17 protein-coding genes are annotated in these 15165 nt (G+C 62.9%); 14 read left to right on the forward strand and 3 right to left on the reverse strand.

Features of this window, described 5'->3' with window-relative positions:
• Complete coding sequence (locus tag AN401_RS09360; protein ID WP_094038232.1) at positions 1–471, reverse strand: hypothetical protein; 471 nt, start codon at positions 469–471, stop codon at positions 1–3.
• A gap of 302 nt (positions 472–773) precedes the next feature.
• On the opposite strand from AN401_RS09360, the gene ccoN reads away from it, so the two are divergent.
• The 11 genes from ccoN to ttcA all read left to right on the forward strand — a co-directional run bounded on the left by ccoN (position 774) and on the right by ttcA (position 10588).
• Positions 774–2198, forward strand: a complete 1425-nt coding sequence (ccoN, locus tag AN401_RS09365) for a cytochrome-c oxidase, cbb3-type subunit I (RefSeq protein ID WP_094038231.1) — start codon at positions 774–776, stop codon at positions 2196–2198.
• Between the two features lie 15 nt (positions 2199–2213).
• Positions 2214–2822 carry a cytochrome-c oxidase, cbb3-type subunit II gene (gene ccoO, locus AN401_RS09370; RefSeq protein ID WP_094038230.1) on the forward strand — a complete coding sequence of 203 codons (609 nt, stop codon included), beginning with the start codon at positions 2214–2216 and terminating at the stop codon, positions 2820–2822.
• A 12-nt stretch (positions 2823–2834) separates the two neighbouring features.
• Positions 2835–3053, forward strand: coding sequence for a cbb3-type cytochrome oxidase subunit 3 (locus tag AN401_RS09375; protein WP_094038229.1), 219 nt, complete (start codon positions 2835–2837; stop codon positions 3051–3053).
• Complete coding sequence (ccoP, locus tag AN401_RS09380) at positions 3050–4018, forward strand: cytochrome-c oxidase, cbb3-type subunit III (RefSeq protein ID WP_094038228.1); 969 nt, start codon at positions 3050–3052, stop codon at positions 4016–4018. Before AN401_RS09375 ends, ccoP begins: the two co-directional genes overlap by 4 nt.
• A gap of 88 nt (positions 4019–4106) precedes the next feature.
• Positions 4107–4592: a FixH family protein gene (locus AN401_RS09385; RefSeq protein ID WP_094038227.1), complete on the forward strand. Its 486-nt coding sequence runs from the start codon at positions 4107–4109 to the stop codon at positions 4590–4592.
• 2 nt (positions 4593–4594) lie between these two features.
• Positions 4595–6964, forward strand: coding sequence for a heavy metal translocating P-type ATPase (locus tag AN401_RS09390; RefSeq protein ID WP_096779172.1), 2370 nt, complete (start codon positions 4595–4597; stop codon positions 6962–6964).
• Positions 6961–7161 carry a cbb3-type cytochrome oxidase assembly protein CcoS gene (gene ccoS / locus AN401_RS09395; protein ID WP_094038225.1) on the forward strand — a complete coding sequence of 67 codons (201 nt, stop codon included), beginning with the start codon at positions 6961–6963 and terminating at the stop codon, positions 7159–7161. The genes AN401_RS09390 and ccoS overlap by 4 nt, the downstream gene beginning before the upstream one ends.
• The gene (locus tag AN401_RS09400; protein WP_096779173.1) at positions 7145–7828 is read left to right on the forward strand and encodes a sulfite exporter TauE/SafE family protein; all 684 of its coding nucleotides are present in this window, start codon (positions 7145–7147) and stop codon (positions 7826–7828) included. Before ccoS ends, AN401_RS09400 begins: the two co-directional genes overlap by 17 nt.
• Before the next feature lie 64 nt (positions 7829–7892).
• The gene (locus AN401_RS09405) at positions 7893–8639 is read left to right on the forward strand and encodes an FNR family transcription factor (RefSeq protein ID WP_096779174.1); all 747 of its coding nucleotides are present in this window, start codon (positions 7893–7895) and stop codon (positions 8637–8639) included.
• Between the two features lie 26 nt (positions 8640–8665).
• Entirely contained in the window at positions 8666–9586 is a 921-nt protein-coding gene (uspE, locus tag AN401_RS09410) for a universal stress protein UspE (protein ID WP_096779175.1), read from the forward strand.
• 69 nt (positions 9587–9655) lie between these two features.
• Positions 9656–10588, forward strand: coding sequence for a tRNA 2-thiocytidine(32) synthetase TtcA (gene ttcA, locus AN401_RS09415; protein ID WP_408645773.1), 933 nt, complete (start codon positions 9656–9658; stop codon positions 10586–10588).
• Positions 10589–10837: 249 nt separating this feature from the next.
• Here the strand turns inward: ttcA and AN401_RS09420 are convergent, their stop codons facing one another.
• Together AN401_RS09420 and AN401_RS09425 are read right to left on the reverse strand one after the other, a co-directional pair.
• Positions 10838–11437, reverse strand: a complete 600-nt coding sequence (locus AN401_RS09420; RefSeq protein ID WP_096779176.1) for a DUF2987 domain-containing protein — start codon at positions 11435–11437, stop codon at positions 10838–10840.
• The gene (locus tag AN401_RS09425; RefSeq protein ID WP_094038219.1) at positions 11434–12207 is read right to left on the reverse strand and encodes a hypothetical protein; all 774 of its coding nucleotides are present in this window, start codon (positions 12205–12207) and stop codon (positions 11434–11436) included. Before AN401_RS09425 ends, AN401_RS09420 begins: the two co-directional genes overlap by 4 nt.
• 225 nt (positions 12208–12432) lie before the next feature.
• Between AN401_RS09425 and potA the strand changes: the two genes are divergently transcribed.
• Genes potA through potC form a run of 3 tightly spaced genes read left to right on the forward strand, consistent with a single transcriptional unit; the run spans position 12433 to position 15164 of the window.
• Positions 12433–13542, forward strand: a complete 1110-nt coding sequence (gene potA / locus AN401_RS09430; protein ID WP_096779177.1) for a spermidine/putrescine ABC transporter ATP-binding protein PotA — start codon at positions 12433–12435, stop codon at positions 13540–13542.
• Entirely contained in the window at positions 13529–14404 is an 876-nt protein-coding gene (gene potB, locus AN401_RS09435) for a spermidine/putrescine ABC transporter permease PotB (RefSeq protein ID WP_094038217.1), read from the forward strand. The genes potA and potB overlap by 14 nt, the downstream gene beginning before the upstream one ends.
• Positions 14397–15164, forward strand: coding sequence for a spermidine/putrescine ABC transporter permease PotC (gene potC, locus AN401_RS09440; RefSeq protein ID WP_094038216.1), 768 nt, complete (start codon positions 14397–14399; stop codon positions 15162–15164). Before potB ends, potC begins: the two co-directional genes overlap by 8 nt.
• Position 15165: the final 1 nt, after the last annotated feature.

Below are 15165 nucleotides of genomic sequence, written 5' to 3' on the forward strand. Positions count from 1 at the left end.
TCAGCGGCGCAGCTCGAACAGGAATTTCAGCCGGCGGGGCTCGTTGCCCTGCTCGATATCCAGCACCCAGGCCCAGACCATGCGGGCCTCGGTGCAGGCCCCCACCAGCGCCTGACCCTGCCAGTGGCCGGGCTCGCCCTGCTCCAGCAGGGCCGGCAGGGTGCCCATGTACATGCTCTCCCCTTCCAGCACGCTGCGGGTCACCCTTACCTGCGGATCGGAGAAGCGCACCTCCAGCCGGAAGGGCTGCTCGGCCGCCAGCGGCTCCGCCAGCAGCCGTGCTTCTATTTCCAGGCCATCCAGGTGTTGCTGGCAGGCTTCGTGAGCGATGTCACAAAAATCAACATTTTCTTTCTCTAATACAGTGGTATCTTGGCCATCGGCGCAGGTTCGCAGCCAAAAGGCTCCCGACAAAATCCCCAACACCACCAAGATTTGCACCAGCTTGGGGCCGGTCAGACGGTCTCTCATACCAATTTATATCCTGTATTGCATACAATTCACTGCGCCGATTGATCTCGATCAAGGCGGGCCCTTATGCCTTGTGGCGGGGTTAAGTGGTAATCATATTATACTGTTATTTTTGCAGCCACTCATTTATCATCTGCGCGGTGTTTTCAGTGCCTCCCGATTTTCTTTGTTAACAAACAGTTAACGAAGCCGTTCGAGCGCCTGGAGATACCGATGAAAAACGGTTGTCTTTAATCCTTCCGACGTGAGCACCCCGGGTGGTCACAAACCTGAATAACAGCAGTGGAAGCGGAACTATAACGATGAGTCAAACTAATAATCAACCAAACTACAACTACACAGTAGTTCGTCAGTTTACGGTCATGACCGTGATCTGGGGCGTTGTGGGTATGTCGTTGGGCGTGCTTATCGCAGCACAACTTATCTGGCCTGCCCTCAACTTCGAGACGCCCTGGCTGACCTACAGCCGGTTGCGTCCCCTGCACACCAATGCGGTAATTTTCGCCTTTGGTGTCAGTGCCCTGATGGCGACCTCCTTCTATGTGGTTCAACGCACCTGTCAGACCCGCCTGTTCGGCGGCCCCCTGGCATCCTTCGTGTTCTGGGGCTGGCAGGCCATCATCCTCTCCGCGGTGATCACCCTGCCCCTCGGCTACACCACCAGCAAGGAATACGCCGAGCTGGAGTGGCCGATCGACATCGCCATCGCCGTGGTATGGGTGGCCTACGCCATCGTGTTCTTCGGCACCCTGTACAAGCGCAACACCTCCCACATCTATGTGGCCAACTGGTTCTACGGTGGTTTCATCCTGACCGTGGCGGTGCTGCACATCGTCAACAGCATGGCGATCCCGCTGAGCGGCATGAAGTCCTATTCCATGTACGCCGGTGCCGCCGATGCCATGATCCAGTGGTGGTACGGCCACAACGCCGTGGGCTTCCTGCTGACCGCCGGCTTCCTCGGCATGATGTACTACTTCGTGCCCAAGCAGGCCGGCCGTCCGGTGTACTCCTACCGTCTGTCCATCGTGCACTTCTGGGCGCTGATCACCCTCTATATCTGGGCCGGCCCGCACCACCTGCACTACACCGCCCTGCCCGACTGGGCCCAGTCCCTCGGCATGGTGATGTCGCTCATCCTGTTCGTGCCTTCCTGGGGCGGCATGATCAACGGCATCATGACCCTGTCCGGCGCCTGGCACAAGCTGCGCTATGACCCGGTACTGCGCTTTTTGATCGTGTCCCTGTCCTTCTACGGCATGTCCACCTTCGAAGGCCCCATGATGGCGATCAAGACGGTGAATGCCCTGTCCCACTATACCGACTGGACCGTGGGTCACGTGCACTCCGGTGCCCTGGGCTGGGTCGCCATGGTCTCTATTGGCGCCGTTTATCACCTCATTCCCAACCTCTTCGGCCAGGACCGCATGTACAGCGTCAAGCTGATCAACGTGCATTTCTGGCTGGCCACCATCGGCACCGTGCTGTACATCGTCGCCATGTGGATCAGCGGCGTGATGCAGGGCCTGATGTGGCGGGCGGTGAACGAAGACGGCACCCTGACCTACAGCTTCGTGGAAAGCCTGCAGGCCTCTTACCCGTTCTATTTCGTCCGCTTTATCGGTGGTTGCTTCTTCGTGGCCGGCATGCTGCTGATGCTGTACAACGCCTACCGTACCATCAAGGCGCCGAAAGGCTCCCTGCAAGCCATCCCCCAACCGGCCTAAGAAGGAGACTCGTGAATGAAAAACCGTCATGATCTGGTCGAAAAGAACGTCACCTGGCTGGCTGTCCTGACCGTGGTCGCCATCAGCTTCGGCGGCCTGGTGGAAATCGTGCCCCTGTTCTTCCAGCAGCAGACCAACGAGCCGGTGGAAGGGCTGCGCCCCTACACCGCCCTGGAAATGGAAGGTCGGGACATCTATATCCGTGAAGGCTGCCATGTCTGTCACAGCCAGATGATCCGTCCCTTCCGCGCCGAGACCGAGCGTTACGGCCACTATTCCGTCGCCGGCGAGAGCGTGTGGGAGCACCCCTTCCTGTGGGGCTCCAAGCGTACCGGTCCGGATCTGGCCCGGGTGGGCGGTCGTTACTCCGACGAGTGGCACCGGGTGCACCTGATCGATCCGCGCGCCGTGGTGCCGGAATCGAACATGCCTGCCTTCCCCTGGCTGGAAACCACCGAGCTGGACGGCAAGCATTCCGCCGCCAAGCTGCGTCTGTTCCGGGACAGCTTCGGCGTGCCCTATACCGATGCCGACATCGAAGGTGCCGAGGCCGCGGTGAAGGGCAAGACCGAGATGGACGCCATCATTGCCTATCTGCAGTCCCTGGGGCATGCCCTTAAATAACCGGAGCCGATGATGGATATCAGTACCTTGGAACGGCTCAAGCCGATGTTGATCAGCTTCCAGACCCTGGCCTTGCTGGTGTTGTTCGTGGGCATAGTACTCTGGGCCTACAGCAAGCGCCGCAAGGGCTCGTTCGACGACGCCGCCAACTCCATTTTTGACGACGAAGACAAGGCGAACGGAAAGCGCCGGGGTACTGAGCAGGATCGCGCAGGAGCTAATAAAAAATGAATACTTTTCTAAGTGTATTTGTAACCGTGATTAGCCTGGGAACCATTTTCGGCTGCTTGGTGCTGCTGATCTGGTGCACCAGGGACAAGATGGGAATGGAAGAAGGGGCACCCACCGGCCACACCTTCGACGGCATCTCCGAGCTGAACAATCCCCTGCCCAAGTGGTGGAGCTATCTGTTCGTGTTCATGCTGGTGTTTTCCCTGATCTACCTGGCGCTGTACCCGGGCCTGGGCAACTTCAAGGGCCTGCTCGGCTGGCAGAGCTCGCACCAGGACATCCGCTCCCTGGAAGAGTCTCGCGCCGCCGCGGCCGCGTCCCGTGAGCAGGGGCTGCTGGTGCAGTACGACCGCGAGATGATCCGGGCCGACGAGGTGTTCGGCGCCCGCTTCCGTGAGCTGGCCTACGAGGCCGATGGCCAGACCTTCCGCGCCATCGCCGACATCGCCCAGGATGAAGAGGCCACCAAGGTGGGCCAGCGTCTGTTCCTGCAGAACTGTGCCCAGTGCCACGGCTCCGATGCTCGCGGTGCCCGCGGTTTCCCCAACCTGACCAACAATGACTGGTTGTGGGGCGGTAATCCGGATCAGATCAAGGCCACCATCATGCACGGCCGTCAGGGCGCCATGCCCGCCTGGGGCGACAGCCTGGGCGAAGAGGGCGTGAAGGAAGTGGCGTCCTATGTGCTGAGCCTGTCCGGCCGCCGGGTGGACGAAGTGGAAGCCCAGAAGGGCCAGGCCCGCTTCGCGGTCTGTGCCGCCTGCCACGGCATGGACGGCACCGGCAACCCGGCCATGGGCGCGCCCAACCTGACCAACGGCATCTGGCTGTACGGCGGCTCCCGCGCCGCGGTGGAAGACAGCATCCGCTACGGTCGCCAGGGCGTGATGCCGGCCTGGAAAGACATTCTGGGCGAAGACAAGGTGCACCTGCTCGCCTCCTATGTCTACAGCCTGAACAACTGATAAGCCCCCCGGGCTTGGATGAAAAAGCCCCGCTCGCCGGGGCTTTTTGTTATATTGACGTCCGCTTTTTTTGTCGTAGGAATTTGTTATGCAACGTCCCTGGTATCAGCAATTCTGGCCCTGGTTCCTGATCGCCCTGCCCCTGTGCGCCGTGGTCGCCAGCCTTTATACCTTCCGCATTGCCCACATGGGGGCCGACAGCATGGTGGTGGATGACTACTACAAAAAAGGCCGGGCCATCAACCAGGATCTGAGCGAGCTGAAGGAGGCCGAGCGCCTGGGCCTGGTGGCCGAGCTTGCGCTGCAGGACGGCCAGTTGTCCCTGCGCCTGCAGGGAGAGCATACCGATGGTGAGGCCATCCGCATCCGCTTCAGCCACCCCACCCTGGCGGAACAGGATCTGGAGCGGCTGCTGACCAGCAGCGGTGACGGCGTTTACCGCTATCGCCCGGAGCATCCCCTGATGGAGGGCCAGTGGAACCTGCAACTCGAGGCCTTTGACGGCCGCTGGCGGATACAGCGGCGCATCAGCCTGCCCATCCCCGACCGGCTCGTGATCCGTGCCGGGAGCTGAGCATGACCGGCTGTTTCCACTGCGGTGAGCCGGTGCCGGCCGGCGTCGACTTTCACTTCGAATTCGAGGGTGAGCAGCAGGCCTGCTGCTGCCCGGGCTGCCAGGCGGTGGCCCACACCATCATCGACTGCGGTCTCGGCAGTTACTACCAGCACCGCAGCGCCCCGGCGCCCAGGGCCGAGGCCGTGCCCGACGAGCTGAAACGGCTGCAGCACTACGATCTGGCCGACATCCAGCAGGATTTCGTGAGCGAGCGGGATCAATTGAAAGAGGTGCAGCTGTCGGTCAGCGGCCTGAGTTGTGCCGCCTGTGCCTGGCTGATCGAACGCCATCTGTCCCAGTTGCCGGGGGTCCGGCTCATCCAGGTCAACAGCACCACCGAGCGGGCCCGGCTGCGCTGGGATCCGGAACAGGTCAGCCTGAGCCGGTTGCTGGCCGCCTTCGCGGAGATCGGCTATCAGGCCCGCCCCTTCCTGCCCCAGGCGCAGGAGCAGGCCTATCGGCGGGAGGTGAAGTCCTACCTGCTGCGCCTGGGCGTGGCCGGCATCGCCAGCATGCAGGTGATGATGGTGGGCTTCGCCCTCTACGAAGATCTCTTCCCCGACATCGATGCGGAACTGGTGCAGTATTTCCGCTGGGTCAGCCTCTGGCTGTCGGTGCCGGTGATGGCCTATTCCGCCCTGCCCTTCTACCGCAATGCCTGGCGAGGGGTGAAAAACCGGGCGCTGAACATGGATTTGCCGGTCTCCCTGGCGATGATCTTCGCCTTCGTCGCCTCGGTCTACGCCACCGTCACCGACACCGGCGAGGTCTACTACGAATGCGTGTCCATGTTCGCCTTCCTGCTGCTCTCCGGCCGCTTTCTGGAGATGCGCGCCAAGCGCAAGGCCGCGGAGAGCACCGCCAACCTGAGCCACCATGTTCCCATGCTGGCCCGGCTGGAAACGCCGGACGGCGAGCAGGAGGTGGCCGCCAGGACCCTGGTGCCGGGCCAGGTGGTACTGGTGACCCCGGGCAGCCCGATCCCGGCCGATGCGGAAATCCTCGAGGGCAGCACCAGCGTGGACGAGTCCATGCTTACCGGCGAGCACCTGCCGGTGCACCGCGGCACCGGCGAGCGGGTGTTCGCCGGCACCACCAACGTGGAGTCGCCGCTGCGGCTGCGGGTACTGCGTCCCCTGGCCGAGGCCCGGGTATCGGAAATCCTGCGCGCCCAGGACGACGCCCTGCTGGAGAAGCCCAGGGTGGCGCTGCTGGCGGATCAGCTGTCCCGCTATTTCGTGGCGGCGCTGTTGCTGGTGACCCTGGGCACCTACCTGGCCTGGCTGCAGCATGCACCGGACAAGGCCTTCTGGGTGATGCTGTCGGTGCTGGTGGCCACCTGCCCCTGCGCCCTGTCCCTGGCCACCCCCACGGCGCTGACCGTGGCCAGCTCCCGCCTGACCGGGGCCGGCATCCTGGCCCGCCGGGGACATGTGCTGGACACCCTGCCCAAGGCCACCCGGGTGGTGTTCGACAAGACCGGCACCCTGACCCGGGGCGAGGTGGCCCTGGCCTCGGTCAGCCTGCTGGGCCGGCGCACCGAGGCCGAGGTGCTGGCCATCGCCGCCGCCCTGGAGGCCCAGTCCGAGCACCCCATCGCCCGCGCCTTCCGTCCCTACCGGGATCACCGGCTGACGGTGAGCGAGCGGGAAAATCTTGTCGGCCGGGGCCTGCGCGGGGTGATCGACGGCCAGGGCTGGCGCCTGGGCAGCGCCGCCTGGCTCAGCCCGGGCGCCGAAGACGACGCGCTGTGCGTCTATCTGGCCGATGAAGAGGGGCTCGTGGCCCGCTTCGAGCTGGCCGATCCGCTGCGGGACGACGCCGAGCGGCTTGTCCGCCGCTGCCGGGAGCAGGGGCTGGCCACCACCATCCTCACCGGCGACGGCTCCGGCCAGGCGGACAAGGTGGCGCGGCAGCTGGGGGTGGACGAACTGGTCAAGAATGCCAGCCCCGACGACAAGCTGGCCTATCTGCACGCCCGGGACGCCGCCGGCGAGGTCTGCCTGATGGTGGGCGACGGCATCAACGACGCCCCCGTGCTGGCCGGTGCCCACGTCTCCTTCGCCATGGCCGGCGGCACCGACATCGCCAAGAACAGCGCCGACGCCATCCTGCTCGGCGATGATTTGCAGCGCATCCTCGTCGCCCGTCGCGTGGCCGGCCGCTGCCGGCGGGTGATCAAGCAGAATTTTTCCTGGGCGCTGGGCTACAACCTGGTGATACTGCCGCTGGCGGCCATGGGCCATGTCTCGCCCTGGTTCGCCATGCTCGGCATGTCCGCCAGCTCGCTTATCGTCATGACCAACTCCCTGAGGCTGTCCCGCTCATGAACGATCATGAAATCTGGTATCTGATCATCCCCATCGCCCTTATCTTCGTGGCCATCGCCATCGCCCTGTTCTTCTGGTCGGTGAAAAGCGATCAGTTCGAGGATCTGGATCGCCAGGGCAGCAACATCCTGTTCGACGACGACCAGGACTCCCACCGCCGGGCTCAGCCCAGGAATGATGATGACCAGCCAACTTGACCCCTGGGCCGCGCTGCTGATCGGCCTGCTCGGCGCCGGGCACTGCATCGCCATGTGCGGCGGGGTGGCGGCGGCCTTCTCCATGGCGGTGCCCCGGGAGCAGCGCCGCCTGCAGTGGCTCTACCTATTGAGCTACAACGCCGGCCGGATCCTGAGCTATGCCCTGGCCGGCGCCCTGGTGGGCGGCGTTTTCGCCGGCCTGGCCGACATCAGCCTGGGCAAACAGGGCCTGACCTGGCTGCGGCTGCTGGCCGGGGTGATGATGATACTGCTCGGCCTCTATCTCGCGCGCTGGTGGTTCGGGCTGCTGCAACTGGAGCGGCTCGGCAACCACCTGTGGCGCCATCTCAAGCCCCTGGCCGGGCGCTTCGTCCCCTTTCGCCATCCCCTGGCCGCCCTGCCCTTCGGCATGGTGTGGGGCTGGCTGCCCTGCGGCCTGGTGTACTCGGCACTGACCTGGAGCGCGGTATCCGGCGGCATGGGCCAGGGGGCCCTGGTGATGGCCCTGTTCGGCCTCGGCACCCTGCCCACCCTGCTGGCGCTGGGCGGCCTGGCAGAGGGTCTGCGGCACTGGCTGAACCATCCGGGTTTTCGCCGCTTCTCTGGCATCTTATTGATTTTTTACGGTTTGTTTACAGTAACCCAGGTGTTGCCGGTGCTTTACTAAGCTATTAAGTACCCGTCATCGGTGCTATGATTGTGCTGTGATACCAATATAAAGTGTCGAGCCCATGGGAAATCAGTCTAAAGTCATCAAAGCGGCCCCCACCGGCCGTGCCATTCACTGCCAGGACTGCAGCATCAGCCAGCTGTGCATTCCGCTCGGTCTCAATTCCGACGAGCTGGACGAGCTGGACAACATCATAGAGCGCAAGAAGCCCATCCAGAAAGGCCAGGAGCTGTTCAAGGCCGGCGAGGAGCTGAAGTCGCTCTATGCCATCCGGGCAGGCACCGTCAAGTCCTACACCATCACCGAGCAGGGCGACGAGCAGATCACCGCCTTTCACCTGGCCGGCGACCTGGTCGGCTTCGACGCCATCAACACGGGTTCCCACCCCTCCTTCGCCCAGGCGCTGGAAACCGCCATGGTGTGCGAGATCCCCTACGAGATCCTGGATGATCTGTCGGGCAAGATGCCCCGGCTGCGGCAGCAGATCATGCGACTGATGAGCAACGAGATCAATGGCGACCAGCAGATGATACTGCTGCTGTCCAAGAAGACCGCGGAAGAGCGGCTGGCCGCCTTCCTGCACGGACTGTCCACCCGCTATGCCCAGCGCGGCTTCTCGCCCCGCGAGTTTCGCCTTACCATGACCCGGGGCGATATCGGCAACTATCTGGGACTGACGGTGGAAACCGTCAGCCGCCTGTTGGGCCGCTTCCAGAAGAGCAACCTTATTGAGGTGGATGGCAAGTACATCCGTATCCTGGACTTGCCCGAGCTGGCCCGTCTGGCCGGTGCCACGGCAGCCTGCTGATTTCCCATTCAACCAAGGGGCGCTGTATGATCAAGTATCAACGCATTCTGGTGGTCGTCGATCCCGTCGCCGAGACCCAGCCGGCCCTGCACCGGGCGGTGTCCGTCGCCGCTCTCGAGGACGATGCCGCCGTCACCCTGTTCCTGCCCATCTACGACTTTTCCTATGAGATGACCTCGATGCTGTCCAGCGAAGAGCGGGACGAAATGCGCGAAGGGGTGGTCCAGGGCCGGGAGGAGTGGCTCAAGACCCTGCTCGAGCCCTATGCGGACAGCAAGGTCCGTTTCGATTTCAAGGTGGTCTGGCACAGTCGTCCCTTCGAGGCCATCATCCAGCAGGTGCAGGACGGCAAGCACGACCTGGTGGTAAAAAGCACCCACAAGCATGCCCTGATCCAGTCCTTTATCTTCACCCCCACCGACTGGCACCTGCTGCGCAAGTGCCCCTGCCCGGTGCTGCTGGTCAAGGAGCGGGACTGGCCCATGGGCGGTCATGTGCTGGCGGCGGTCAACTGCTGCAGCGACGATCCGGCCCAGGAAGCGCTCAACAACAAGATCATCGGCGAGAGCGCCGAGGTGGCCCGGCTGCTGTCCGCCACCCTGCACCTGGTGAACGCCTACCCCATCACCCCGGTGAACATGGCGCTGGAGCTGCCCGACTTCGACCCCCACGCCTACAACGCGGCGGTGAAAAAACACCATGAGCGGGCCCTTTACGAATATGCGGTGCGTTTCGAGCTGGAGCCCAAGGTGCTGCACCTGCAGGAAGGGCTGGCGGAAGAGGTAATCCCCCGCTGTGCCGACGAGATCAATGCCAACCTGGTGATCCTGGGCTCGGTAGGCCGTACCGGGCTGTCCGCCGCCCTGCTCGGCAACACCGCCGAGCATGTCATCGACAAGCTCAACTGTGACGTGCTGGTGCTGCGACCCGACTCGCCCGCCGCCTGACGCAACCACTGGCGCCTTGCCCTCGGGGCGCCAGTCACTATAATAGCCCCAGTTTTTTTGGCCGGGGTTATCATGTCAGTTCAAACTGCCAAGCAAGTGTACAATTTCAACAAGCTGCAGAAGCGGCTGCGCCGCCATGTGGGCGAAGCCATCGCTGATTTCAACATGATCGAGGATGGCGACAAAATCATGGTCTGCCTGTCCGGCGGCAAGGACAGCTACGCCCTGCTCGACATATTGCGCAACCTGCAGGCCCATGCCCCCATCCGCTTCGATATCGTCGCGGTCAACCTGGATCAGAAACAACCCGGCTTTCCCGAGCATGTGCTGCCCGCCTACCTGGATGAACTGGGGGTGGAGTACAAGATTGTCGAGGAAGACACCTACTCCATCGTCAAGGACAAGATCCCCGAGGGCAAGACCACCTGCTCCCTGTGCTCCCGCCTGCGCCGCGGCATACTGTACCGCACCGCCACCGAGCTGGGCGCGACCAAGATCGCCCTGGGCCACCACCGGGACGACATCCTGGAAACCCTACTGCTCAACATGTTCTACGGCGGCACCCTGAAGTCGATGCCGCCCAAGCTGGTGAGCGACGACGGCAGGCACGTGGTGATCCGTCCCCTGGCCTACTGCAAGGAAAAGGATCTGGTGCGTTACGCCGAGGCCAAAGCCTTCCCCATCATTCCCTGCAACCTGTGCGGCTCCCAGGAGAACCTGCAACGCCAGGCGATCAAGACCATGCTGCAGGACTGGGATCGCCGCTTCCCCGGCCGTATCGAGAGCATGTTCCGCTCGCTGCAGAACCTGGTGCCTTCCCACCTGCTGGATCACCAGCTGTTCGACTTCAAGGGCGTCGACCGGGATTCCGGGGTGATCGACGGCGGCGATCTCGCCTTCGACAAACCGGAGCTGTCGCCCCGTTTTGTCGACGAGGACGATGACGAGGCAGAAAGCGAGGCCGATTTTGGCGAGCGGCTGCAGATTATCGAACTGAAATAAGAAAAGGCGCCTCGGCGCCTTTTTGATAGCCGGCAAATTTCTTGGCTGATCTGAACTGACAACACCTATGCCCGAGCGGAGGACAAAGGGAGCCGCTCCGCCGACCGTCACATGCCATGGATGGCATGTGCGAGCTTACATGGATGTACTTGTAGCGTGTCGGCGGAGTGGGCCCTTTGGCCGACTCATGCCTGAGGAGCAGGCGACTTTGTCGACAAACTGAATGGCGCCGAGGCGCCTCTTTGAGTGTTACAGCCAGGGGCTGATCCGCACCGCCGGCAGCGTCAGGCTCCGCTCCGCGGCCAGCTGCTGGTCGGACAGTTCCAGCCGGTCCTCGCCGTTCAGCTGCTGCCCCGGTTCGGCCGGCGAGAGATGAAGGCCCTTGAGTTCAGGCACAAAATATTTCCCCGGCCAGCCCGCCATTTTCTGCAGCAGGCGCTGCATCTCATCCCGTACCTGGCGCAATTCGGCGGCGTTCACCTCACCCGCCGGCAGTTCGGCCTGGATACGGATGGAAATATCGCACCGCTCGGGTTGCTCCACCTCCAGCATCACCACCGCCTTGTCCAGATCCAGCTGCTTGTCGAAGGGCAGCAGGAACTGGCCGTGGGGCAGCACCTCCACCCGGTCGCGGCGCTCCCCGGCCACCATGACGTCACCGGACTCGACATGGCACAGGCCCTGGCCGTCCTGCCTGCTCAGGTAAAAACCGAGTCCGGCCCGCTCCACCCTGGCCTTGGCCACGGTTTCCATGTGCTTGTAGAAACCGCTGTACCCCAGGGCCAGGGACTCGGCCTGGACACCGGTCGCGGCCAGGGCCAACAGCGTGGCTATCAGCGGCATCTTCATGCGTCGAAATGATCCTTGGACTGATTGAGGGATGTAGGCTGCGGTTCGTCTGTGATCGCCGCCGGGCCTGCGCCCTCGACGCCGCAGGCTTCGCGGTAGATGATGCCCTTCACCACGATATAGAGCGGTGCCACCCAGATAAGGCCGATGCCGAAGGTCATCACCGCCGCCATGAAGCACAGCACCAGCAGCATGTGGAGCAGCAGCAGGGCCATCCACTGGCGGGCGAACAGCCTGAGCGAGGTCAGGATGGCCTGCAGCGGGTTCAGGCCCTTTTCCAGGATCAGCGGAAAGGTGAACATCAGCGCCACGCTCAGCACCAGGGTCGGCAGCATGGCCAGCATGGGCGGCAATCCCAGGCTCTGGCCCAGGGGCAGGAACAGACTGGTGATGAGGCCCATCAGCAGGCTGGCCAGGGCCAGGGGCAACAGGTAGCGGAAATAGTCGAAGATCTGGCTGGGGCGGATGGGCCTGTCCACCGCCCGGTGGATGCCCATCATGTCCAGGCCACCGCTCATGGGCGCCATCACCATGGAAATGGCCAGGCCCAGCAGGCTGGCGCTCCACACGGACTCTTCCCCTTCCCCGCCGGTCAGCACCAGCAACTGATTGAGCAGCAGCCAGCAGCCGACCACGCCGATGGCGGCCAGCAGTATCGGCAGCTTGGCGCCGTAGATGCGCCCCCAGGCTTCCTGCAGCACGGCTTTGGGGGCCAGTTCGAAGCCCTGCTCCAGCGAGCGCTGCAACCGGGCAAATCGTGGTTCATTCATAATGCGTTCTCATTTCAAGGGTGGCGACATTATAACGGATGACGCCGCCGGGGAAAGCCAGGCTAACCCATTATAAAAATTGGGGAATTTGTCGAAAGCACAAACAGCAAATCCGCATCGTTCAAGCATAAAAATTCGCTTTGCTTTACGGGGGCCGGGGTCTAGAATGCGCGCTCATTTTCAAACCAGAACGCGGCGCGTTTTCATCGAGGTGAATAAGGGCAAATGGCCGAACACACCCCCCCGCTGGTCTCCCTGACCGGTATCAGCAAGCAGTTTGACGGCAAAGCTATCATAGACAACCTGGACTTATCCATTTATGACGGCGAATTCCTCACTATCCTGGGCCCGTCCGGCTGCGGCAAGACCACGGTGCTGCGCCTGATCTCGGGACTGGAGGACGCGGACAGCGGCCATATCCACCTGGCCGGGGAAGACATCACCCGGGTGCCCGCCGAGCTGCGCCACGTCAACACCGTGTTCCAGAGCTATGCCCTCTTCCCCCATATGTCCATCTTCGACAACGTGGCCTTCGGCCTGCGCATGCAGAAGGTGCCGGCGGCGGAAATCCGCCCCCGGGTGATGGAGGCGCTGAAGATGGTGCAGCTGGAGCAGATGGCCAACCGCTATCCCCACCAGCTGTCCGGCGGCCAGCAGCAGCGCATCGCCATCGCCCGGGCCGTGGTCAACCGGCCCAAGGTGCTGCTGCTCGACGAATCCCTGAGCGCCCTCGACTACAAGCTGCGCAAGCAGATGCAGACCGAGCTCAAGCAGCTGCAACGCCGGCTCGGCATCACCTTCGTGTTCGTTACCCACGATCAGGAAGAGGCCCTGTCCATGTCCGACCGCATCGTGGTGATGCAGGGCGGCAAAATCGTGCAGGATGGCGCGCCCAAGGAGATCTACGAATCCCCGGCCAACCTGTTCGTGGCCAAATTCATCGGCGAGATCAACATCATGGACGGCGAGCTGCTGGCTCCCGCCGACGAGGCCGGCGCCTGGCACGCCCGGGTGGAAGGGCGCCGCTGCCTGGTGCACAGCCAGTACCCCTTCAATACCGGCGACAAGGTGTGCGTGCTGCTGCGCCCCGAGGATCTGCGCATGAAAATGCGTACCACCGACGCCCCTTCCGAGGGGGTGTCCGGGCGCATCGTCGATCGCCACTACAAGGGCGCCACCCTGGACTCCCTGGTGGAGCTGGAGTCCGGCCAGCAGGTGCTGATCTCCGAGTTCTTCGACGAGGACGATCCCGACTTCGACTATTCCATCGGCCAGCAGGTGGACATCCACTGGGTCGACCGCTGGGAGGTGGTCCTGCCCTATGAACAGCACTAAGGGGTTTCGCGCCAATCTGTTCCGCAACATGGCGGTCAGCCTGATCGTGGGGTGGCTGCTGCTGTTCGTGTTCATGCCCAACCTGATGATCATCGGCACCAGCTTCCTGACCCGGGATCACGCCAGCCTGGTGAGCCTGGTGTTTACCCTGGACAACTACGGCCGGCTGCTGGATCCGCTCTACTTCCAGGTACTGTGGCATTCGGTGTACATGGCCGGGGTCGCCACCCTGCTGTGCCTGCTGGTGGGCTATCCCTTCGCCTTTATCATCGCCCAAAGCCCCCGCCGCTGGCGGCCGCTGCTGCTGTTTCTGGTGATAGTGCCGTTCTGGACCAACTCCCTGATCCGCACCTATGCGCTCAAGGTGGTGCTGGGTACCAAGGGGCTGCTCAACAACAGCCTGCTGGCCCTCGGCCTTATCGATCAGCCCCTGCGCATCATGTTCACCGAGCTGGCGGTGATCATCGGCCTGGTGTACATACTGTTGCCCTTTATGGTGCTGCCGCTCTATGCCGCCATCGAGAAGCTGGACGGCCGCCTGCTGGAGGCGGCCCGGGATCTGGGCGCCGGCGCCTGGTCCCGCTTTTTCCGGGTGATAGTGCCGCTGACCATGCCCGGCATCGTCGCCGGCTGCCTGCTGGTGTTCCTGCCGGCCATGGGCATGTTCTACATCTCGGATCTGCTGGGCGGGGCCAAGAACCTGCTGATCGGCAACATCATCAAGACCCAGTTCCTCAATATCCGCGACTGGCCCTTCGGCTCGGCCACCAGCATCACCCTGACGGTGCTGATGGCGGGCCTGATCTTCGTCTACTACCGGGTGGGCAAGCTGCTGAACAAGAAGGTATCCATCGATGATTAAGTGGTTCAAGGGCGGCTTTCTGCTGCTGGTGTTCGCCTATCTGTACATCCCCATCGGGGTGTTGATCGCCAACTCCTTTAACAGCTCCCGCTTCGGCATCCGCTGGGACGGCTTTACCTGGGACTGGTACGTCCGCCTGGCCAACAATGCCGGCCTGATGGAGGCGGCCCGCCATTCGGTGACCGTTGCCCTGGTATCCGCCACCTTCGCCGCCCTGATCGGCACCCTGGCGGCGGTGGCCCTGTACCGCTACCGCTTCCGCGGCAAGGGCTTCGTGGGCGGCATGCTGTTCGTGGTGATGATGTCGCCGGACATCGTCATGGCCATCTCGCTGCTGGCCCTGTTCGTGGTGTTGGGCATTTCGCTCGGCTTCTGGTCGCTGCTGTTCGCCCACATCACCTTCTGTCTTCCCTTTGTGGTGATCACCGTCTATTCACGCCTCAAGGGGTTCGACCTGCGCATGCTGGAAGCCGCCAAGGATCTGGGTGCCAGTGAGTTAGTGACCTTCAGGAAGATTATTTTTCCGCTGGCCAGGCCCGCCATCGCCGCCGGTTGGCTGCTGAGCTTCACCTTGTCCCTGGACGACGTGATCGTCAGCTCCTTCGTGACCGGACCGGCCTACGAGATCCTGCCGCTGAAAATCTATTCCATGGTCAAGGTGGGCGTGTCCCCCGAGGTCAACGCCCTGGCCACCATCATGCTGGCGGTATCGCTGGTGCTGGTGGTGACGTCTCAACTTTTGTTAAGGGATAAACGCTGAT

Source organism: Zobellella denitrificans, assembly GCF_002407485.1.
GTDB classification, from domain to species: domain Bacteria; phylum Pseudomonadota; class Gammaproteobacteria; order Enterobacterales; family Aeromonadaceae; genus Oceanimonas; species Oceanimonas denitrificans.